The organism is Siminovitchia fordii DSM 16014 = CIP 108821 (assembly GCF_000374565.1).
Classification (GTDB): domain Bacteria; phylum Bacillota; class Bacilli; order Bacillales; family Bacillaceae_C; genus Siminovitchia; species Siminovitchia fordii.
In genome coordinates this window covers 98,592-117,725 of sequence record NZ_KB894691.1, presented here as the reverse complement: position 1 = coordinate 117,725, position 19,134 = coordinate 98,592, and the positions used below count along the sequence as shown (strand labels likewise).

Annotated in this window: 22 protein-coding genes; 15 read left to right on the top strand and 7 right to left on the bottom strand. The window is 41.6% G+C overall.

The window, feature by feature from the left end; all coding sequences use genetic code 11:
- Window positions 1–11: 11 nt before the first annotated feature.
- Together C509_RS0111410 and C509_RS0111405 are read left to right on the top strand one after the other, a co-directional pair.
- Window positions 12–803: an ABC transporter ATP-binding protein gene (locus tag C509_RS0111410; protein ID WP_018707072.1), complete on the top strand. Its 792-nt coding sequence runs from the start codon at window positions 12–14 to the stop codon at window positions 801–803.
- 291 nt (window positions 804–1,094) lie between these two features.
- A complete protein-coding gene (locus C509_RS0111405; protein WP_018707071.1) occupies window positions 1,095–1,760 on the top strand; it encodes a hypothetical protein in 666 nt (221 codons plus the stop codon).
- Window positions 1,761–1,914: 154 nt separating this feature from the next.
- On the opposite strand, the gene C509_RS0111395 is transcribed toward C509_RS0111405, so the two are convergent.
- Entirely contained in the window at window positions 1,915–2,538 is a 624-nt protein-coding gene (locus C509_RS0111395) for a sterol desaturase family protein (RefSeq protein ID WP_018707069.1), read from the bottom strand.
- 454 nt (window positions 2,539–2,992) lie between these two features.
- Here C509_RS0111395 and C509_RS0111390 point away from each other — a divergent pair, with 454 nt between their 5' ends.
- The 4 genes from C509_RS0111390 to C509_RS0111375 are packed head-to-tail and all read left to right on the top strand — an operon-like array spanning window position 2,993 to window position 5,715.
- Window positions 2,993–3,373 (top strand): GntR family transcriptional regulator, encoded by a 381-nt coding sequence (locus C509_RS0111390; protein ID WP_018707068.1) that lies wholly within the window; start codon window positions 2,993–2,995, stop codon window positions 3,371–3,373.
- Window positions 3,370–4,281: an ABC transporter ATP-binding protein gene (locus tag C509_RS0111385; RefSeq protein ID WP_018707067.1), complete on the top strand. Its 912-nt coding sequence runs from the start codon at window positions 3,370–3,372 to the stop codon at window positions 4,279–4,281. Before C509_RS0111390 ends, C509_RS0111385 begins: the two co-directional genes overlap by 4 nt.
- Window positions 4,253–5,002, top strand: a complete 750-nt coding sequence (locus C509_RS0111380; RefSeq protein ID WP_018707066.1) for a hypothetical protein — start codon at window positions 4,253–4,255, stop codon at window positions 5,000–5,002. Before C509_RS0111385 ends, C509_RS0111380 begins: the two co-directional genes overlap by 29 nt.
- Complete coding sequence (locus tag C509_RS0111375) at window positions 5,002–5,715, top strand: hypothetical protein (RefSeq protein WP_018707065.1); 714 nt, start codon at window positions 5,002–5,004, stop codon at window positions 5,713–5,715. Before C509_RS0111380 ends, C509_RS0111375 begins: the two co-directional genes overlap by 1 nt.
- Before the next feature lie 272 nt (window positions 5,716–5,987).
- Here C509_RS0111375 and C509_RS0111365 read toward each other — a convergent pair whose 3' ends face one another.
- Complete coding sequence (locus tag C509_RS0111365) at window positions 5,988–6,728, bottom strand: MerR family transcriptional regulator (protein ID WP_018707063.1); 741 nt, start codon at window positions 6,726–6,728, stop codon at window positions 5,988–5,990.
- A gap of 34 nt (window positions 6,729–6,762) precedes the next feature.
- The gene (gene pdxR, locus C509_RS0111360) at window positions 6,763–8,193 is read right to left on the bottom strand and encodes a MocR-like pyridoxine biosynthesis transcription factor PdxR (RefSeq protein WP_018707062.1); all 1,431 of its coding nucleotides are present in this window, start codon (window positions 8,191–8,193) and stop codon (window positions 6,763–6,765) included.
- 108 nt (window positions 8,194–8,301) lie between these two features.
- On the opposite strand from pdxR, the gene C509_RS0111355 reads away from it, so the two are divergent.
- On the top strand, window positions 8,302–8,745 hold the full coding sequence (locus C509_RS0111355; RefSeq protein ID WP_018707061.1) for a GNAT family N-acetyltransferase: 444 nt from the start codon (window positions 8,302–8,304) through the stop codon (window positions 8,743–8,745).
- Window positions 8,746–8,776: 31 nt separating this feature from the next.
- On the opposite strand, the gene C509_RS0111350 is transcribed toward C509_RS0111355, so the two are convergent.
- Complete coding sequence (locus tag C509_RS0111350; RefSeq protein ID WP_018707060.1) at window positions 8,777–9,328, bottom strand: short-chain dehydrogenase; 552 nt, start codon at window positions 9,326–9,328, stop codon at window positions 8,777–8,779.
- Window positions 9,329–9,466: 138 nt separating this feature from the next.
- Between C509_RS0111350 and C509_RS27510 the strand changes: the two genes are divergently transcribed.
- From C509_RS27510 to C509_RS0111325, 5 genes are all read left to right on the top strand, one after another.
- Window positions 9,467–9,547 (top strand): putative holin-like toxin, encoded by an 81-nt coding sequence (locus C509_RS27510; RefSeq protein WP_373315280.1) that lies wholly within the window; start codon window positions 9,467–9,469, stop codon window positions 9,545–9,547.
- Between the two features lie 266 nt (window positions 9,548–9,813).
- Complete coding sequence (locus C509_RS0111340) at window positions 9,814–10,536, top strand: ABC transporter ATP-binding protein (RefSeq protein WP_018707059.1); 723 nt, start codon at window positions 9,814–9,816, stop codon at window positions 10,534–10,536.
- The gene (locus C509_RS0111335; protein ID WP_018707058.1) at window positions 10,536–11,564 is read left to right on the top strand and encodes an ABC transporter permease; all 1,029 of its coding nucleotides are present in this window, start codon (window positions 10,536–10,538) and stop codon (window positions 11,562–11,564) included. The genes C509_RS0111340 and C509_RS0111335 overlap by 1 nt, the downstream gene beginning before the upstream one ends.
- 13 nt (window positions 11,565–11,577) lie before the next feature.
- A complete protein-coding gene (locus C509_RS0111330) occupies window positions 11,578–12,228 on the top strand; it encodes a TetR/AcrR family transcriptional regulator (RefSeq protein WP_018707057.1) in 651 nt (216 codons plus the stop codon).
- Between the two features lie 191 nt (window positions 12,229–12,419).
- On the top strand, window positions 12,420–12,890 hold the full coding sequence (locus C509_RS0111325) for a hypothetical protein (protein WP_018707056.1): 471 nt from the start codon (window positions 12,420–12,422) through the stop codon (window positions 12,888–12,890).
- A gap of 106 nt (window positions 12,891–12,996) precedes the next feature.
- On the opposite strand, the gene C509_RS0111320 is transcribed toward C509_RS0111325, so the two are convergent.
- The gene (locus C509_RS0111320; protein ID WP_018707055.1) at window positions 12,997–13,782 is read right to left on the bottom strand and encodes a TIGR00266 family protein; all 786 of its coding nucleotides are present in this window, start codon (window positions 13,780–13,782) and stop codon (window positions 12,997–12,999) included.
- Window positions 13,783–13,929: 147 nt separating this feature from the next.
- Here C509_RS0111320 and C509_RS0111315 point away from each other — a divergent pair, with 147 nt between their 5' ends.
- The gene (locus C509_RS0111315; RefSeq protein WP_018707054.1) at window positions 13,930–14,880 is read left to right on the top strand and encodes an ABC transporter ATP-binding protein; all 951 of its coding nucleotides are present in this window, start codon (window positions 13,930–13,932) and stop codon (window positions 14,878–14,880) included.
- The gene (opuFB, locus tag C509_RS0111310) at window positions 14,873–16,387 is read left to right on the top strand and encodes an osmoprotectant update ABC transporter permease/substrate-binding subunit OpuFB (RefSeq protein WP_018707053.1); all 1,515 of its coding nucleotides are present in this window, start codon (window positions 14,873–14,875) and stop codon (window positions 16,385–16,387) included. Before C509_RS0111315 ends, opuFB begins: the two co-directional genes overlap by 8 nt.
- A gap of 437 nt (window positions 16,388–16,824) precedes the next feature.
- Here the strand turns inward: opuFB and C509_RS0111305 are convergent, their stop codons facing one another.
- Window positions 16,825–17,007 (bottom strand): hypothetical protein, encoded by a 183-nt coding sequence (locus C509_RS0111305; RefSeq protein ID WP_018707052.1) that lies wholly within the window; start codon window positions 17,005–17,007, stop codon window positions 16,825–16,827.
- A 217-nt stretch (window positions 17,008–17,224) separates the two neighbouring features.
- A complete protein-coding gene (locus C509_RS0111300) occupies window positions 17,225–17,437 on the bottom strand; it encodes a hypothetical protein (protein ID WP_018707051.1) in 213 nt (70 codons plus the stop codon).
- 82 nt (window positions 17,438–17,519) lie between these two features.
- Here C509_RS0111300 and C509_RS0111295 point away from each other — a divergent pair, with 82 nt between their 5' ends.
- A complete protein-coding gene (locus C509_RS0111295; RefSeq protein WP_018707050.1) occupies window positions 17,520–18,935 on the top strand; it encodes a VWA domain-containing protein in 1,416 nt (471 codons plus the stop codon).
- The last annotated feature ends 199 nt before the right edge of the window (window positions 18,936–19,134 follow it).

Below are 19,134 nucleotides of genomic sequence, written 5' to 3'. Positions count from 1 at the left end.
GAGGGGATATCGTGGAAGAAGTTCGTTTAGCAGCCAAGGATATCAATAAAATTTTTATAAGCAATAAAAAAGAAGTGGTAGCCCTCCAAGATGTTAACCTGCATATCAAAACAGGTGAGTTTGTTTCCTTACTGGGGCCGTCTGGATGTGGGAAATCTACCTTTTTAAGACTTGTGGCCGGATTGGACACTTATACGGAAGGCGATCTCCAATTGGACGGCAAACAAATAACAGGAGCGGGAAGGGACCGCGGGGTTGTTTTTCAGCAATACAGCCTGCTTCCTTGGCTTCACGCGTGGGAAAATGTAGCTTTTGCATTGAAAAAAGACACCACACTAAACAAGGCCCAAAAGAAAGAAATGGCCTTGCATTTTCTAAAGCTAGTCGGCCTTGATGGATTTGAAAACCATTATCCATCCCAAATGTCAGGGGGGATGCAGCAACGGGTGGCTATTGCGAGGGCGCTCGTTTACAAGCCAAGTTTGCTGCTCATGGATGAGCCGTTCGGTGCGCTGGATGCCCAGACAAGAAAAGAAATGCAGGACCTGCTTCTAAGTGTATGGGAGGAAGAAAAGTGCAGTGTATTATTCGTCACCCACGATGTGGATGAGGCGGTATATCTGTCGGACCGGATCTATGTCATGTCAGCCCGGCCCGGAAAAATTGCGAAAGAAATCCAAGTTGAACTGCCGCGGCCCCGTGAATGGGATATGCAGTTAACGATAGAATTCATAGAATATAAACGTGAAATCATTTTAGAATTGCAGGGTAAACAAAATGCCCCTTTGGCCAACCAGGCTTAAACCGTCCGTCAGGGCGGTTTTTTTAAGAGGTGATCATAAGGGGGTCTGACCCCCACTCAATTAACGCGTTACAGTAAAGAACTGCTCCAGATGTTTTTCCCGATTAAGCAGGAGTACGACATGGTGTGATCGAAGAATATGATGATGAGGGAATATTAATCAACCGTTTGGATTGAAATTTGGTGTGTTGAAGCGGCTGCCCAATCAAGGCTGATTAAATGTAGCAGTGCTCCCACTAATCAAATGTTTGATTAATAAGTGGCAACTCCAATTTATCAGAGGAGCGATAGCATGAAGACAGAAAGTGATTTTACCGAAATAGTAAAACGAAAATTATGGACCACAGTCTTTACTGCTTTGTTTTTCTCTTTTGTCATGGGAGCCATTTTCTTAGGCGTGGATGGGCCTTACCATAAAGGGAATCAATTCATAGGGTGGTCGTACGTGGTTTTCACTTTTAGTGGACCCGTTATTTTGGTTTATGGAAATTTGGTTTCTCTTGCATTGGAGCATGCGCAAAAGAATTGGTTTAAAGGGAACCAATGGTTGTATATTCTATTACATGTTGTATTCGGCTCAGCTAGTGGTTTATTGTTTCAACAGGCTGGATTTGCCATTATAGGAATGGCGGCTGCTTTGCTGTATGCTCTCATCGACCGCTTATTGTTACTATACAAGGGTCCCAAGCGAAAGAAAGTTTATTTGTTTACTTCGATTCCTATCCTGTTCTCCTTAATAGCTTGGATTACTCTCGAATACACTTCACCTAAAATACCGCCTTTTACAAAGGAAGAGGCAGTAAAAATAGCCGCTTCAGATGAGGGAAGGGTTTTGGGCACATTTCCGGATAAAATTGGAAAAGTGGAAGGCACCATTAATGATTATCGTGTAATCATGGCGACTGAGGCATCTGAATTAGAAAAAGAGAAATATTTGGTTGTTTTTACCGAGACATAGGAAGGTAATGGAGAAAAGGGTGTACGGTCGGTATCTTATGTGGTTGAGAGACATACATTACTATCTCAAGGTGAGAAAGGGAAAGTCCCTCCCTACTATTTTGATAGTGAAAGAAAAGAGCACTGGATTAATCAAACGTTTGATGAATGATCCGTTATGAAGATATCCCTCTCTTTTCTAAATCCTTGACGGTTTTACTTGTGTCCACTCTCTTTTCATCCTTTAGCGTACCAAATAACATATCTGCAAAAGGTGTTGAGACGCCGTACCAATAATTCTCATTTTTGAAGTGGTGCAGCAAGTGAAGTTTTTTCACCCATACTCCGAACTTAGTGATCGGTTTAATGGGACGGTGTGCAACGTAATGCTTCCACTCGTAAATAAGCAGCATGACAATGATTCCCATGAGGAAGGAAAACGTCCCTATGAAGGTTTGTTCGATCAGATAAAAGATCCCGCCTGCAATAGAAAGATTTGGAATGGTGTACCAAAGTGGCAGAAAAAGAAGTTTTAAATCATTCGGGTCTTTATGATGATCGTAATGGATGCGTTTTAGAAACTTTAAAAATAGCCGGTTTTTTGGTGTTTTCAGATGAAACAGGAATCGATGGGTTGCATATTCCGTAAACATATACGCAACAAATCCTAGCAAAAAGTAGATGGCCAGAATCCACCTATCGCCCTTTAAACATACAAAAATACTCAAGGCAGCTAATATGATAAGCATGACAGTAATATCGAAAAACAGGAAAAAGTCGCGGTACAATTTTTTCTCCATGTTTGACCATCCTCTTCCTTTGTCATTTCTTCAGCTTAACACCTAGCATAGGGGCGCCAGTCATAAAACTGTGGATCGGTTTTGCGAAAGGTGCTTCACATGTCACTGTAAATCCCGATCAACTGAGCCTCACCCTCAATTTTTCAACCTGGGAAAGCAAACTTTTAGAAGTTCATGCGTAATAACATCTCCTTGTGAATTACTATTTTTCCATCCGCTGTAAGTCTTCCTACGTTAAAAGCTTCCCTTCCCGCAAAGAATGTCCGCTTTAGGGCATGGTATTACCAATATATTAAGAGATTTATACGTAGATGTCTATATTATCGGAAAATTGGGCAATGAATTCAAACCGTTGACTTATTCAAACATCATCGGTTTTCTTATTGCTATTTTTAATATGGTATCATATACTACATTACAACAGTAATGCACCCATCCAGAGAGGAGGATGTGTATGTTGATTGATCCAAATGATACGAAGCCGATTTATCTTCAGATTTCGGAATCGCTGGAGAACGAGATCATAGGCGGCCGTTTTAAAGTGAATGACAAAGTGTATTCCCAATATCAGCTGGCAGATATGTTTAATATTAATCCGGCAACTGCCGCAAAAGGGCTGAATGTATTGGTGGACGAAGGTATTTTATATAAAAGGCGGGGACTCGGTATGTTCGTTGCAGAAGGAGCGAAAGAAAAAGTTATAAGCAAACGAAGAAATGAAACGTTAAAACGATTGATTCAGGAGCTTGTCCTTGAAGCTGAAAGATTGAATGTTTCGGAGAATGATCTCATTAAAATGCTTAAAGAAGTGAACAAGGGGAGGGGCAGAGAGTGAATATTATCGAATGTACGGATCTGACGAAAAAATATGGACGACACCAGGTGTTGGATCAACTGTCATTGACAATCAATGAAAATAAAGTAACCGGACTTGTCGGCAGGAACGGGGCTGGCAAGACGACGTTGTTAAAGTTGATTTCCGGCTTGATTCATCCAACTTCCGGAACGATCAAAGTTTTTTCCGAAGATCCTTTTAATAGTCTGAGGGTCTCAGCCAACAGTATTTTCATAGATGATCAGATGGGGCTGCCGCCTGCTCTTACTTTAAAAGAAATATTGGAAGAAGCAGGGCGTTTTTATGAAAAGTGGGATGAGAAACTGGCAAAAGGCCTATTCGATTACTTTTCTTTCAATCCCAATTTTCACCATGGACATTTATCAAAAGGGATGAAGAGTACATTCAATATGATTTTGGGGCTGGCGTCCCGATGTGCTTTGACCATTTTCGATGAGCCCACGACAGGGATGGATGCTGCAGTCCGCAAAGATTTTTACCGGGCTTTGCTAAAGGATTATCTCGCTCATCCGCGGACCATCATTGTTTCGAGCCATCATTTGAGCGAGATAGAGGATGTGCTGGAAGATGTCCTTTTGATTAACAATGGGAAAGTTCGTTTGCACTTGTCTGTTTCCGATCTGAAGGAGTGGGCGGTCGGTCTTACTGGAAAGATGTCAGCCGTTGCGAAATGGAGCGAAAATAAGGAAATCATCCATGAGAAGGAAGCAGGACCCGGCCGTACTTTTACCGTTGTAAAAAATGACTATTCCGAAGATCAAATCTATCAAATGAAGGTGGATGGAATAAAAGTGTCCCAGGTATCGGCAAGTGATGTGTGCGTTTATTTGACGAGCAGACAAAAAGGGGGAATCGACGATGTCTTTAACCGAAATGAGTTTGTCTGACGTAATAAAGAGACAGTATGAATTCAAACTGAGAGCCTTTTTGGGCGTTTTTAGCTCAATGGCCGGTGTTCAGCTGATCAGCTTTCTGTTTTCGCTCGGGGGCGTGAGTTCAGTCGGAACGAGTTCGAGTACCGGAATGTCGATTAATATTTCCTATTACTCTGCTGATATGGTTGTTGTTTTTACGATGATTTGGATATTCATTACTGGAATACTCATTACAACAAAAGCAGTCAGATATGACGATTTCAGCTTTGTGGCCAATCGATTGAGCAGCAATTTGGCAAATATATTATTTTTACTGACAGCCAGCGTCATCGGCGGGGCAGCGGCCGTGTTGGCTGGTTTCATGCTTAGGATTATCGCCTTCTTTTTTGGCGATGTTCAATACGGCTTGGGCAACAGTTTTCTTGAAGCTCCGGGGGAATTTTTTATTAGTGTGGTGGCGGCCATTTTATATATGATATTGTTTGCATCTCTTGGTTATTTAACAGGGATGATTGTTCAGGTGAATAAAATTTTCATCTTTTTGCTGCCTGTTCTTTTCACCGGCATTGTCGTTTATTTGGGTATCCGCAATGTGGAGGTGGCAAAAGCCATTTTTGATTTTATTTTTGCCGAATCGTCTTTGTTATTATTTGCTGTTAAAGCCCTCGTTTTATCAGCTCTTTTTTTCGCAGGATCAGTGGTCTTGTCGAACCGAATGGAGGTCAGAACATAATGGCTCTAACGGTTTTAATAGTAATTGTAGGGGTTGCCGGCCTTCTGATCTGGGGGATTAAAGGCAGCATGAGCATGCAGCAAGGCGTTTTAAAAAATAAACGTATCGTTAAAATATTGTTAATGGGATATGGACTTTTGCTCATTGCTTCAGTATTTGTTTTTGAAGCTTTGCCAGTCAGTAAAAAGGAACCTGGCTTCAATCTGTCTTCTGATGACCAGCTGGATAACGAAATGAGCCGCATGGATGATGCCATTTTTGATGGGCGTACAAGTGAAATTGAATCTCGATTTATCCTGAATGAATGGCAATGGAAATACAGTGGAAAAGAGCTTCGCATAAAAGATCAGGATTGGTTTGATGGAACAGTGATCGTAGAAAGGAAGCCCGATAATGATGGGTTCATTGAGGGTACTTATTATGCAAGTTCGGTTATCGGAGGATTTGACCTTACGGATGAATACCAATCCCGTGATGTGAAGCTGGAAAATGATACATTGCATTTGAAGGGGAAATGGGAGGAAAAAAACCTTGAATTTGCGGTGTTCGAAAAAGAATTTGTCATTACCCAGTTTACCGGAGAACGCAAAGGCGCGATGGATTTCGGGGGATTCCAGGATATAAACTACCTTTATTTAAAGGTGCCCAAAGACCTGGTGCTGAAATCGGAAAACGAAGATTTATATATACATTATATAGGGGAAGATGATTAACAAATATTCAAGCAGAAGCCGTGTGGATGGCGGTTTGGAAATCGAAGCGGGTTGTCATTCAGAAAGGAATATAATGTTTTTTAAGAAGTTGTTAGCTTTTGAAAAGTGGTTACATTTCCAAAGAGCTGATCATATTTTCAAAACCCCGGACAGTATCACACCGAAAAAGAGTCGAATTTATCTTAAACAGACATCTCCCCAGCTTCATTTCATAAATATAATTAAGAGAAAGTGATTGGGTCCAGATTTGCAGGGCCCAATCACTTTCTGCTTTATTTATTTTTATCAGCGAATACAGCCATCGCATCACACATAAATTGTGCCAAGCCTTCACCGAATTGGTCAATATTTTTCGTGAAGCGCTCATCAGCAACATACATCTGTCCCAAGCCTTTAAAAGCCTCAAGCGAGTAGTTTCCAAAGTTGTTATTTAAGAAGTCATACCATTCTTTAATGGCAGACTGGGCTTTCTCAGAAGCTGGTAATTCTTGGCGGAGTCCAGCTAACTGTTTATATATGTCGTTCATCTTTTTAGTCATCGCCTCTTGCTCCTCTTCCGACATACCTGCAAGCTTCGCATTGGATCGGTCGACTGCCTTGTTTCCCCAACGTTCTCGTGCCTCTTTTTCATATGGGTTATGGCTGAAATCAAAGCCTTCGAACTTCTCTTCATTCGTCATTTTAATCTCTCCTTCGGCGTGTTGAATCGATTTTTCGACCAAGCGGATCATTTGATCAAGCCGGGACCGCTTTTCCAACAGCATCTTTTTCTGCATAAGCAATGCCTCCCGCCGATCGAATGCCGGGCTGTTCAACACGTCTTTTATTTTTTTTAAAGGGAAGCCGAGCTCTCTGAAAAACAGGATTTGCTGAAGGGTTTCCAAATTTTCGTCTGTATATTCGCGATAACCTGATTCATATTGTCGCTCGGGCGAGAGCAAACCGATCTCATCATAATGGTGTAACGTCCGGACGCTGATCCCTGTCAGCTTTGCCACTTCTTTCACTTTCATTGATCTTGCCTCCCTTCAATCACAATATAAAGGATCACGTTGCGTGAGGGTCAATAGGTTTTTTATAAAATGGCAGCCAGGCTTGGTGAAGGAGTGCAATCCCGTCAACGATCTGTTTTTCTGATAAGCCTCCGAATCCCAGTAATATAAGTGGTTTTCCTTTTTCCTGTCCGGATATCCAATTGGCTGTTGTACTATATACTTTTATCCCTGATTGCTCTGCAATTTGCACAAGTTCATCTGCATTTTTTTTGCTGTTTACTTGAATTGCGATATGTAAGCCTGCGTTTTGGCCGGTGATTTCCACATGCGCATTCATAACATTTTTAATGGTTTGTAAAAGAAGGTCATGCTTCCTCTGATAAATTTTTCTCATTCTCCTTATGTGTCGCTCCCATTCACCGCTTTCCATGAACGCCTGCAATGATTTCTGATGAAGCCGTGAAACGGTTTGATCATACATAGACATATTTTCTTGATAGATGTCCAAAAGCCGCTTTGGAAGAACGGTATAACTCATTCGGATGGCTGGCATGAGTGATTTTGAAAAAGTGCCGGTATACACAACATGTCCGTGGGCATCCAATCCCTGCAGAGAAGGAATGGGTTTTCCGTGATAGCGGAATTCTCCGTCATAGTCGTCTTCAATAATCCAGCCGTTATTCTCTTCCGCCCATTGTAAAAGTTTCATCCGCTTTGAAATCGGCATGACCATTCCTAACGGATATTGGTGGGATGGAGTTATATAAACGACTTTTGCACCACTCTTCGCCAATTCATCCAGATCGATCCCGTCTTTTTCCAGTTTGATAGGTACAACCTCAAACCCATGCCTATGGAAAACGTGGCGCACTCCTTCATACCCCGGCTCCTCCATGGCAATTTTCTTTTCATTAAACACAATCAATTCGCACAAAAGTCTCATGATGGTTTGTGTCCCAGCACCAATGACAATTTGTTCTTTTGTGCAGTTTACCGCACGTGCTTGCCGAAGGTAATGGCTGATCTCCAAACGAAGGCCAGGCTCTCCTTGCCTGTCGCCATATGATAGAAACTCCGTACTCAGGCTATGATTAATGCATGTTTTCCATTTTTGAAAAGGGAAATGATCCACGTCTATACCAGACATATAAAAATTAAAAAGATTCTTTTTCTGGACTGGGAGCTTATTCTCAGGATTCGTTTGAGGTATTTGAGGGAGATCCCCAAAAGGGTCCCTATCTATGTCAACAACAAAATATCCGCTGCGTTCTTTGCTTTCAATATAACCTTCTGCAAGAAGCTGCTGATAGGCCATCTGGACAGTTGTTCTACTCACGTGTAAATCATTGGCCAGTTCACGGATAGATGGCAGTCGTTTATAAGACGAAATACCACCAGTTTGGATGTTGTCCTTGAAGTATTGATAGAGCTGTAAGTACAACGGTTCGCTTGATTGATTTTCCAATTGTGGACATATTTCCATGAAATCACCTCGTATCTGTACTGGTTGAATTTTAATTAACTGTATCTTTCTTAGTGTACAAATTTACTATAACCTTTTATGTAATACATTGGAATGGGGGAATGATCTATGTCAATCAATGTAAGGGCAGCTGAGAAGAAAGATAGAGATGAGTTAACAATGCTTATGTATGAGTATGTTGTGGATTTTTACCAAAGGCCAAGGCCGGAAGTTGAAAAAATGCACTATATCATTGAACTACTGCTTGAAAAAGAGGAAGGGATCCAATTCGTAGCCGAAAAAGGTGGAAAGCTGGCAGGTTTTGCGACTCTGTACTTCACATACAGTACAACAAGGGCGGATAAAATAACGGTTATGAATGATTTGTATGTTGTTGAAGAGGAGAGGGGAGCAGGCGTTGCACAGGCACTGTTTAAAGCCTGCGAGGACTATACCAAGGAGAATGGTTATTTCCATATGTCTTGGGTGACCGCCCCTGACAACTACCGCGCACAGCGCTTTTATGAAAAAATGGGTGGAAAACGCGCTGATTGGCTGAACTATACGATATGAGCAAAGAAGTCTGCGGCCAGCAGACTTCTTTTCATGGATGCAATTCCCATGGTTCAACAGTGCCAACAACATGAAGCGGGGCATCTTTTTGAATGCAGTCGATGATGCCGTGTGATATTTCTTTATGGGTCAGCCACCGAGAATGGCCATGTTCAATGACAAATCCTAGCTGAACTTGGCGATAATCACATCCGGACGGTATGTCTACCTCTTGGACTGCCTTTTTCAGATCCGTACTGCTGCCCAGTATATGAAAGAGCTTCCACTTGTTTTTGCTGTTTTTTGAAATGACCTCTGCGATAACGGGCAAAGCATTTTTTCCTATAGAATGGACCCAGGCCACAACCAATTTGATCTCCCCATTTTCGTGAATAATCCTCTTGATCTCATTGCGAAGATCTATTTCATTACAGTAATCGACGAGCACAGGGATAATGGCAGAAGGTTTTTTTGATTGGCCGATCAATTTTTCCATCCGCCTACGGTTTCTTGCTATCACAGATACTCGGTAATGTTGTTGGGCAAGCCAGTGAACGGTATCTGACAGCATTCCCGTTCCACCAATGACAAGAGCATGAGCCAACTTATTCGCCTCCTCGTTCTAAAGTAACAAAATAAAAACATATGTTCGCATTTGTTGAAAAAATGGTATAATATAAGAACAATAGAACAGGTTTCTCAAGGGCGGTCCGTGCACACTTCTCGCGGGGGAGGTGGTGCCATGACAGTATACGAATCTATCACGTCTATGATTGGTTTTGCTGTTTTGATTGTGGCCATTCTGTCATTTAAAAAAGACTAAAGCCGCCTTTGAGATGACCCTCCAGGCGGCTTTAGTACACACTGTGCTGATCCCCGGCGGGACCTGCTATTGTAGGATCGTTTCGGTGTTCCCAGCGCCGAGACGATCATTCTATCTTATAGAGCTTCTCCCATCATTATACCTTAATACTTCTTATGTGAAAATACCTCAAAGGGCCGGAATCCGATATTAACACTTCTAATTTTAGTAAAATTCGTTTATAATAAAAAGTGAGTAATCACTCACCAAGAGAAGGAGTGAAAAATTTGAAAGATTCCTGTGTTTCAATCCGCAGTGTCTCTAAAAAGTTTGGAACGATGGAAATTCTGAAAAACATTGATCTCGAGATTCAACAAGGGGAAATTTTTGGCCTGCTTGGACCTTCAGGGGCAGGGAAAACGACTTTAGTTAAGGAAATCGCTGGTCTGGAAGTGCCCACATCCGGTGAAATTGAAGTTTTTCATGAAAGGATGCCTTCCTTGCATTTGATTGAAAAGCTGGGATATATGGCTCAATCGGATGCGCTATATATGGATTTGAGAGCCCAGGAAAATCTTGAATTTTTTGCAGCCTTATATGGCCTGAAGAAAAAAGATCGAAAGCAAAGAATCATGGAGGTGATGGAGCTTGTCCAATTAACCGGCCATCTTGGAAAGCAGGTTTCCAATTATTCGGGCGGTATGAAAAGAAGGCTGTCCTTGGCCATTGCCTTGTTGCATCAGCCTGAATTGTTAATATTGGATGAACCGACGGTCGGCATTGATCCAGTTTTGAGAAAAAATGTTTGGGAAGCTTTCCATCTTTTAAAAGAGGAAGGAAAGACGCTGATTGTAACAACTCATGTCATGGACGAAGCGGAAAAATGTGATCGTTTGGGCCTGATTCGTGAAGGTCAACTTATCGCCGTAGGAACTCCGGAGCAATTGAAGCAAGATACGAGTTCAAGCTCGATAGAAGAGGCGTTCCTCATATATGGAGGTGCATCCTGATGAGAGTTATGGCACTGGTGAAAAGGATCCTGCAGCAAATCGGCAGGGATAAAAGAACCATCGGTCTTTTAGTCTTTGCGCCTATTCTTGTTTTGACGATGCTTCATCTTGTTTTTAACGGGGATGACTATACACCAAAAATTGGGCTAGTGAATGTTCCGGAACAGATTGAGGATAAAATGAATCTTAAGGGTGCTCATATAACCCAATTAAAAGGAGAGAAGCAAGCCAAGGAATTGTTATCTTCCGGTGAATTGGACGGCTATCTTCTATTTGATCAGATGCGGCCGTTGGTTTATCTTGAAGGTAGTGACCCGCTCATTAATGGGGCGGCGATGAAATGGATACAAAGGGCGTTCAAGCCACTCCAAGAACAAAACGGATCGGCAGATATGAATATCCATTATCTACACGGATCTGCTGGCATGAGTCAGTTTGATTATTTCGGGCCTGTCCTTCTCGGCTTTTTTGTTTTTTTCTTCGTGTTCCTCATTGCAGGGGTATCTTTTATAAGAGAAAGGACGACAGGGACATTGGAGCGCCTGTTATCAACACCGCTCAGAAAATGGGAAATTGTCCTGGGGTATGTGGTCGGCTTTGGTCTTTTTACACTTGTGCAGGCAACAATTATTGCTGCCTACAGTATTTACGCGTTGGGTATGTTGATGGAAGGCTCGTTTTGGAACGTGCTTTTGATCATATTGCTGCTGTCATTGACGGCTTTGACTCTCGGAATTTTACTCTCTTCGTTTGCAAACAATGAACTGCAGATGATTCAATTCATTCCGATTATTGTCGTTCCGCAAATATTTTTTTCAGGTCTGTTCAATCTGGAAACCATTTCGGATTGGTTAAGCTGGGTAGGCCCGCTTACACCACTTTATTATGCAGCAGATGCTTTAAGGGATGTCATGGTCAGAGGAAATGGACTGGGCGAAATTGCTCTGAATCTGGCTGTACTGCTGGGCTTCGCACTATTATTCATGATCTTGAATATTGCTGCCCTTAGAAAATATCGGAAATTATAGAGAGGAATCTAATATGTTTGAGCAAAACCAGATTTGGGATGAATTATCTTTGGATGAGGAAGAATTCACACCTAAACAGAAAAAAATTATTACCGCAGCTGTTGAAATTTTTGCGGAAAAAGGATATGCCGCCACATCAACGAGTGAAATAGCAAAAAAGGCAGGTGTCGCTGAAGGAACCATTTTTCGGCACTATAGAACGAAGAAAGAACTGCTATTGTCCATTGTGGCGCCGATGATGGCCAAGATGATTGCTCCATTTGTCATAAAGGATATCAACCGGGTGTTGGATAAAAATTATGATTCTCTGGAAGATTTTTTGAGAGCAATGATTAAAAACCGAGAAGTTTTTTTAGAAAAAAATATACAGTTATTCAGGATTCTTGTGCAGGAGCTGCCTTTTCATCAGGAACTTCAGGGACAATTCAAGGAGCATATCGCGGCTAAAATATACACTCGTATGGAAAAGGTTGTCCGGCATTACCAGGAGAAAGGAGATATCATTGATATGCCGCCTGAAAGCGTCTTCCGCCTATTTCTTTCAACCATTTTTGGACATCTGATGGCCCGATTTTTCATCTTGCCCCCTGATCAGTGGGATGATGAAAAGGAAATGGAAAGAACGATCCAGTTTTTGGTCAAAGGATTAAGCCCCAACGAATAAGGGGCTGGGACATAACTAGCCCAAAATAATAAAAATGGTTCCAACCATCGGACTTTTGATGGTTGGAACCATTTTTATAGGTTATTTGAATCGTTGATATACAAAGGATATTCCAATAACTTGAGAAGTTTTCCTCCTTTGGATATATTTTTCTAAAGGTTTTTTATGGTGAAATAACCCAATATTACCTAATGTTCTTCCAAAAATTGGGCCAGATTGTTGAAGATCGGCAAAAAAATAGCAATCTGGAAGAAACGGAAAACAGTAACAGCTGGTATAGTAAAGATAAAAATAAATGTTTGGAAATGGCAAGAGGAGAATTCAAAGGTGGAAATAACATTGCTCTAAAGATTCCTAAATTCAAATACAGCGAGACGGTGCACTTTTATAAGGAAGTTATAAAGTTGCCATATTTGGGCTTCATGTCTGAGTCACATGCTTTTCAGTTTGGCGATGCCACACTCTGGTTGGATTGTATGGATAATTATTCTCAACAAGATGTATGGCTGGAGATTCAGACAGACAATGTGAAGATAGCAGCAGAGTATTTACAAGAGAATCACATTAATAGAAGAGACGAAGTGGAGGTACACGAGAACTCAGAGGGTTACTGGATTTCGGATCCCTGCGGAACTATCCTCAGAGTCAATCCACGAAAATAGGAATTAAATAAACCCAACCTAAAACAAAGAGTGGCATGGTTACCAACTTGTGTTGGTGGATGCCACTCTTTTTCTATTTACTGGGTTTTGTCCCAGGCTCTTCTCATTATCTGTCGCTAAACATATTAAACAGTCCGCCGATACCGCCTTCATCCTTCGATCCTCCGCCTGCAGGCATGGCTGCAAATACGCGGCTGGCCAGCCTGCTGAATGGCAGTGACTGTACCCAAACAGTCCCTGGTCCCTTTAATGTGGCAAAGAAGAGCCCTTCTCCTCCGAACAATGCTGTTTTCACGCCGCGGACAAACTCAATGTCGTAATCCACATCATGGGTCATGGCCACTAAGCACCCGGTGTCTATTTTCAAGGTTTCTCCCGGTCCCAGTACCTTTTGGTGAATCGTCCCTCCCGCATGGACGAACGCCATTCCATCGCCTTCCAGCTTCTGCATGATGAATCCTTCTCCCCCGAAAAAGCTTGTCCCCAATTTACGCTGGAACTCAATTCCTACAGATACGCCTTTTGCTGCGCATAAAAATGCATCTTTTTGGCAGATGATTTTTCCATTCAGTTCACTTAAATCCATCGGAATGATTTTTCCGGGGTAAGGTGAGGCAAATGAAACATGCTTTTTTCCGCTTCCTTCATTCGTAAACGTCGTCATAAACAGGCTTTCTCCTGTCAGAACCCGTTTGCCAGCGCCAATCAGTTTGTCCATCAGTCCTCCGCTTTGGGAAGAACCGTCTCCAAAAACTGTTTCCATATGAATGCGATCATCCATCATCATCAAGCTTCCGGCTTCTGCAACAACAGTTTCACCAGGATCCAATTCAACTTCTACAAACTGCATGTCATCGCCAAAAATTTTATAGTCTATCTCATGATTATTCATTTTTCCACCGTCCTTTTAACCTAAGTACGGATAGACTGGACTATTGGATTCATAAAAATTTTCAAAGAAACTCATACTATTTGATTTTTCTTTAGCCTACTGCGACAATTAACGCGACTATGCATTTTTGGTAAAAAGGAGGATCCTATGATTACATTCGATGGAGTGTCGAAGCTATATGAGCATCGGACAAAGGCTGTCGACAAGCTTGATTTACACATACAAGAAAATGAGTTTTTTGTATTAATCGGTCCGAGCGGCTGTGGAAAAACGACAACCCTGAAGATGATTAACCGTTTGATTGATGTCTCAGAAGGCAGCATTTTTATAGATGATAAAAAGATTACTGAATATGACATACATGAATTGCGTTGGAACATCGGCTATGTACTTCAGCAGATTGCGCTTTTTCCCCATATGACGATCGCAGAAAACATCGCAATTGTGCCGGAGTTGAAAATGTGGGGCCGAAAACAAATTCAAGACAGGGTGGACAAACTGCTGGAAATGGTTGGATTGAACCCGGCTATTTATCGAAACCGAAAGCCGGCGGAGCTTTCAGGAGGCCAGCAGCAACGTATTGGAGTCGCCAGGGCATTGGCGGCAGATCCTCGTATTATTCTAATGGATGAGCCATTCAGTGCCCTCGATCCAATCAGCAGGGAAAAGCTGCAGAATGATATGCTGCATTTGAAGCAGACAATTAATAAAACAATTGTCTTTGTGACGCATGACATCCGTGAAGCACTTAAACTTGGTGATAGGATCTGCATCATGAAAGAAGGAAAGGTCCTTCAAATCGGATCTCCGGATGAAATCTTACATCATCCAGTAAACAACTTTGTGCGTGATTTTGTCGGAATACATAAACCGGATGGTAGAATCAATCTTGAGCCGCTTGTCCTTCCTTTGGACGAATCAGATGTTCCACTCCGTCTCCCTACGGTTGTTTCTCTGGCTGAAGTTCTGGAAAGTTTATCGCAGCATGAAAAGGTTGTCGTGGAAAAGGGCGGAAAGTCCATCGGTTTAATAGACAGACGCAGGATCATTGAATATATGGCAAGCCATTTGGATGAGAGAGGCTATGAAAATGAGTGATTTTGTAAAGGTTTTCCAGGATAGAAAAGGAGAATTGGTCTCGGCATTACTGGAACATATCGAGTTGTCATTCATTGCACTGTTTTTTGCCGTTTTGATAGCGATCCCGCTTGGGATTTTTTTAACAAAGAATAAAAAAGCGGCTGAAAGCATCATCGGCATCACCGCCGTGTTGCAGACCATCCCGTCATTGGCGTTGCTTGGATTGTTGATCCCGCTGCTCGGAATAGGGAAAATCCCGGCAGTCATTGCTCTGGTCGTTTATGCGCTTCTTCCCATTTTACGGAATACCTATACGGGCATCAAAGAGGTTGACCCTTCATTGACGGAAGCAGCCAGAGCAATGGGAATGAATAAACGTCAGCAATTGATGAAAGTCGAACTTCCGCTTGCGATGCCCGTCATCATGGCTGGAATTCGGACAGGTATGGTCCTCATCGTCGGAACGGCCACCCTTGCAGCGTTAATCGGAGCAGGCGGTTTAGGTGATATCATTTTGCTTGGAATCGACCGAAACAATTCAGCTCTTATTGTGCTTGGTGCGGTCCCGTCAGCTCTTTTGGCCATTCTATTCGACATTCTTCTCCGTCGATTCGAACAACTTTCTTTTAAAAAATCAGCCGGTGTGATCGGAGTCATAGCCGTTGCTGCCTTGTTGATCATTGTCATTCCATTTACGGTCGGCGGCAAAAAAAAGGAGCTGGTCATTGCAGGGAAGCTTGGTTCCGAACCTGAAATTCTAATTAATATGTACAAAGTACTGATTGAAGAAAATACTGATCTCCAAGTTGAGTTGAAGCCGGGGCTTGGAAAAACCTCTTTTTTGTTCAATGCCTTAAGGAGTGAAAGTATTGATATTTACCCTGAATTTACTGGAACGGCCATCTCCGAGTTTTTAAAAGAGGAAGCGGTCAGCACCGACAGGGAGGAAGTATACGAGCAGGCAAGAGATGGGATGCTGGAGAAGTTTGATCTCTTATTGCTGGAACCGATGAATTATAATAACACGTATGCGTTGGCCGTGCCTGAGGAGATTGTCGATCAATTTGGCATTTCCACTATTTCGGATCTGGAAACTATTTCTGATAAAATCAAAGCCGGCTTCACATTGGAGTTCTCCGATCGTGAAGATGGGTATGTCGGAATACAAAAGCTGTATGGATTTCAATTTCCTTCCGTGAAAACGATGGAACCGAAGCTGCGATATACTGCGGTTGAATCCGGTGATATCAATCTGATCGACGCCTATTCAACAGACAGTGAAATTGAACATTATAAGCTTGTTGTACTGGAGGATGACAAGCATCTATTCCCGCCATACCAGGGTGCTCCGCTTATGAATCGCGAAAAAAGTGAACAATACCCGGAAGTGGTGAAGGCCTTAAATCAATTGGCCGGAAAAATTACAGATGATGAGATGCGTGAGATGAATTATAAAGTGAATGTTGATGGAATGTCGCCAGAAAAGGTTGCGAAAGATTTTTTGAAGAAAGAGGGACTCTACTGACAATGGGGGAAGGTGACTGTTGGCAGGAATGCCCTTGTCATTGCGGGAGGATTCGTAACAGGTTTTGATCAGCGCTTTATTAATTAGAGTTTTTATGTAGGAATTTAATCTCAATTCCCTCAGAAAAATGCGTTGGTTAATAAAATGAACGCAGGAAATTAAACCTGTGGCTACAAAAGTCTGCCATCAAACCGAAAGGCCAAACATAAATGGTGATGATCTTAAATCTAAGACTCGTGCCCGTCATTTTCAAACAGCAAAAACCAACTTGCTGCAAAATACGTTAATAAAATGACATCGGTACGTCTTAAAATAAACAGTTACTCAAAAAGTTGCGTGATTAAGCGTATGTTATAATTAACTTATGAGGGCATCAAGTGCCTAAGAGAGCGACCTACCCTATTATGGAAGGGTCGCTTTTTTGTTTTATGTTAAAATTAATGATCTAAAATTGATAAGAGGATGGAAAAAGTTAATCCAATACTTAAAACACAGCCCAGTATTTTTTGAGTTTGGATGTTTTTATCTAGTTTTAGGTTTTCTAATAGTTTCACTAAATTTAAAAACCATAAAATAGAAAACAATAATGGTAAAAAATAATAAACTAAAAATAAATCCATAAAAAGTCCTCTTTAAAAGCTTTTTCGTTTTTTGTTAAATAAAAACTGGCCCGGCGTTAACCGGGCTTAAGTTTTCATGGCGTATGATAAAGTTATTTAATTCTTCGGATTCTTCCACAATAGAGCCCTTTTGTTGAAGAGCGAGGCTAAGCTTTTACCCCTTTTATAGATATTCATCATAAATACTATGTGTTTATTCTGCGTTGCTTGAATGGGCTTACTGGTGATCTGAAGAATATCCTCGTAATTCATCGTACAATTTAGTTTGAACATCATTTAATACATCAATCATGTCAATGTGAGCATTTAAGTGAACACTTCTTAATTTGCCATCCAAAACGGAAATTTGATTTGTCATGTTTTCTACATCTTCCTTTGTAAGGTTTTTTGACTTGAAGGCATTTTGAAGTTGAAATTCTAAATCAACCATTTATATATGAAAATCTTTAATCGATTCAATTGTGTTACAATATTTAACAATACATTCTATTTTGCTGAAATAAGGAGATATAATGAAACTAAAACATTTTTTATTATGGACTGTTTTCGTTTTCCTCCTCACTGCCTGTGGTGAAAAAGCCCATGATGACAAAAATTTAGTCCCAAATGAACCCATTGCCCTGGATGATGGAGAAATATCCGAGAAAGAAAAAGAATCCCAAGCCGAAAGCGAGACTGAAAAACAAACTATAGCTGAAGACATTGAGCCTGCTCCACTTCCGCAAACATTAGCTGAATTAGCTGCTTTACCCCCCGGATATACAGGTCCCCAGCTTTTCGGAATTCATGAGGACGACCATCCTAAGCTGGATGAATTGACAGCGCACCTGCCTGATATTTCGGGTGATCCTACAAAGGCACAGCTTGATCACTATTATAATGAAATATTGGCAGTTTTTCAGCATGATTTTAAAGGGCCTGAGGAGCTACTTGCCAAGATGCGCTTTCAAGCGATCGGCAACCCGAATATTGACGATCCTCGGATGCAGTTCAAAGAAAATTTAAATGTCCTTGTTTTACTCGATGCTTCTGGAAGCATGGGAAAGGATCTTGGCGGAGAAACGCAAATGGCAGCAGCGAAAAAGGCAATCACTAATTTCGTGGAAGGCCTGCCTGCCGAAGCCAATGTGGGACTTCGAATATACGGACATGAGGGGACAGGTAGTGATTCTGACAAAGCACGTTCATGCGCAAGCAGTGATCTTATCTACCCGATAGGAAAATACGACAAAGCCGACTTTCGAACTTCTTTAGAAAAAGCTCAGCCAGCAGGATGGACGCCGATTCAATTGGCGATCAACGAAGCTCAAGAAGATTTAGCAGAATTCAAAGGAGACCAAAACACGAATATAGTTTATTTGGTCAGTGACGGGGTTTCAACCTGTGATGATGATCCCGTTGCCGCCGCCAAACAGCTTTACGGGTCTGATATTACTCCAATTGTCAATGTTATCGGTTTTAATGTCGACAATGAAGGCCAAAAACAGTTGAAGGAAGTGGCCAAAGCTACAGAGGGTACATACGAAGACGTGCAAAATGCGGAAAGTCTGCAAAACGAGTTAGATCAAATGAAGGAGATTGCAAAAAGCTGGGAAAAGTGGAAAACGCAGAAAGAAACGAGTCTAGAACATGACAAATTAAGAAATTCGCTCGATATCTTTGGCTATGGAGTAGATGAGTACAGAAAAAGGCTTGATGAAGGAAGCCAAGTTGGAACGGCCTTACAATATTTATATCAGCAACGAAAATTGATGTCGGGTGAAAGCTACAACTATTTAAGAAATAGAAATGCTGAATACCACAGCTGGATTGAAGAAGAATATAATAAATTAAAAAAGGAGTTAAAAGCACTTAACGAAAAGAAGATTGATGAAGCGTTACAAATACTCGAAGAAAAGTTTAATCAAAATGTACCAGGAGATTCCTAAATATAGGAGTCTCTTTTTTACGGAATCACTCACTCGGAATGGAAAGGCCTTTTCTTAGATAACACATCAAGATGATTGGAACAATCACGTGCCATCCGCTGAGGTTCTCGATATCCGCTCACTAATGTTAGATACGGTTGAAGCCCAGCCTCGATTTGTCACTTGGCATGAAGGTATCCACCTCGGCATCATCGAATCA

Bases quoted from the DNA above. Each gene is read 5' to 3' on its own strand.
- C509_RS0111405 (WP_018707071.1), top strand. From the start codon at position 1,095: ATGAAGACAGAAAGTGATTTTACCGAAATAGTAAAACGAAAATTATGG.
- C509_RS0111395 (WP_018707069.1), bottom strand. From the start codon at position 2,538: ATGGAGAAAAAATTGTACCGCGACTTTTTCCTGTTTTTCGATATTACT.
- C509_RS0111390 (WP_018707068.1), top strand. From the start codon at position 2,993: ATGTTGATTGATCCAAATGATACGAAGCCGATTTATCTTCAGATTTCG.
- C509_RS0111380 (WP_018707066.1), top strand. From the start codon at position 4,253: ATGTCTTTAACCGAAATGAGTTTGTCTGACGTAATAAAGAGACAGTAT.
- C509_RS0111375 (WP_018707065.1), top strand. From the start codon at position 5,002: ATGGCTCTAACGGTTTTAATAGTAATTGTAGGGGTTGCCGGCCTTCTG.
- C509_RS0111365 (WP_018707063.1), bottom strand. From the start codon at position 6,728: ATGAAAGTGAAAGAAGTGGCAAAGCTGACAGGGATCAGCGTCCGGACG.
- pdxR (WP_018707062.1), bottom strand. From the start codon at position 8,193: ATGGAAATATGTCCACAATTGGAAAATCAATCAAGCGAACCGTTGTAC.
- C509_RS0111355 (WP_018707061.1), top strand. From the start codon at position 8,302: ATGTCAATCAATGTAAGGGCAGCTGAGAAGAAAGATAGAGATGAGTTA.
- C509_RS27510 (WP_373315280.1), top strand. From the start codon at position 9,467: ATGACAGTATACGAATCTATCACGTCTATGATTGGTTTTGCTGTTTTG.
- C509_RS0111335 (WP_018707058.1), top strand. From the start codon at position 10,536: ATGAGAGTTATGGCACTGGTGAAAAGGATCCTGCAGCAAATCGGCAGG.
- C509_RS0111330 (WP_018707057.1), top strand. From the start codon at position 11,578: ATGTTTGAGCAAAACCAGATTTGGGATGAATTATCTTTGGATGAGGAA.
- C509_RS0111325 (WP_018707056.1), top strand. From the start codon at position 12,420: ATGTTCTTCCAAAAATTGGGCCAGATTGTTGAAGATCGGCAAAAAAAT.
- C509_RS0111320 (WP_018707055.1), bottom strand. From the start codon at position 13,782: ATGAATAATCATGAGATAGACTATAAAATTTTTGGCGATGACATGCAG.
- C509_RS0111315 (WP_018707054.1), top strand. From the start codon at position 13,930: ATGATTACATTCGATGGAGTGTCGAAGCTATATGAGCATCGGACAAAG.
- opuFB (WP_018707053.1), top strand. From the start codon at position 14,873: ATGAGTGATTTTGTAAAGGTTTTCCAGGATAGAAAAGGAGAATTGGTC.
- C509_RS0111305 (WP_018707052.1), bottom strand. From the start codon at position 17,007: ATGGATTTATTTTTAGTTTATTATTTTTTACCATTATTGTTTTCTATT.
- C509_RS0111300 (WP_018707051.1), bottom strand. From the start codon at position 17,437: ATGGTTGATTTAGAATTTCAACTTCAAAATGCCTTCAAGTCAAAAAAC.
- C509_RS0111295 (WP_018707050.1), top strand. From the start codon at position 17,520: ATGAAACTAAAACATTTTTTATTATGGACTGTTTTCGTTTTCCTCCTC.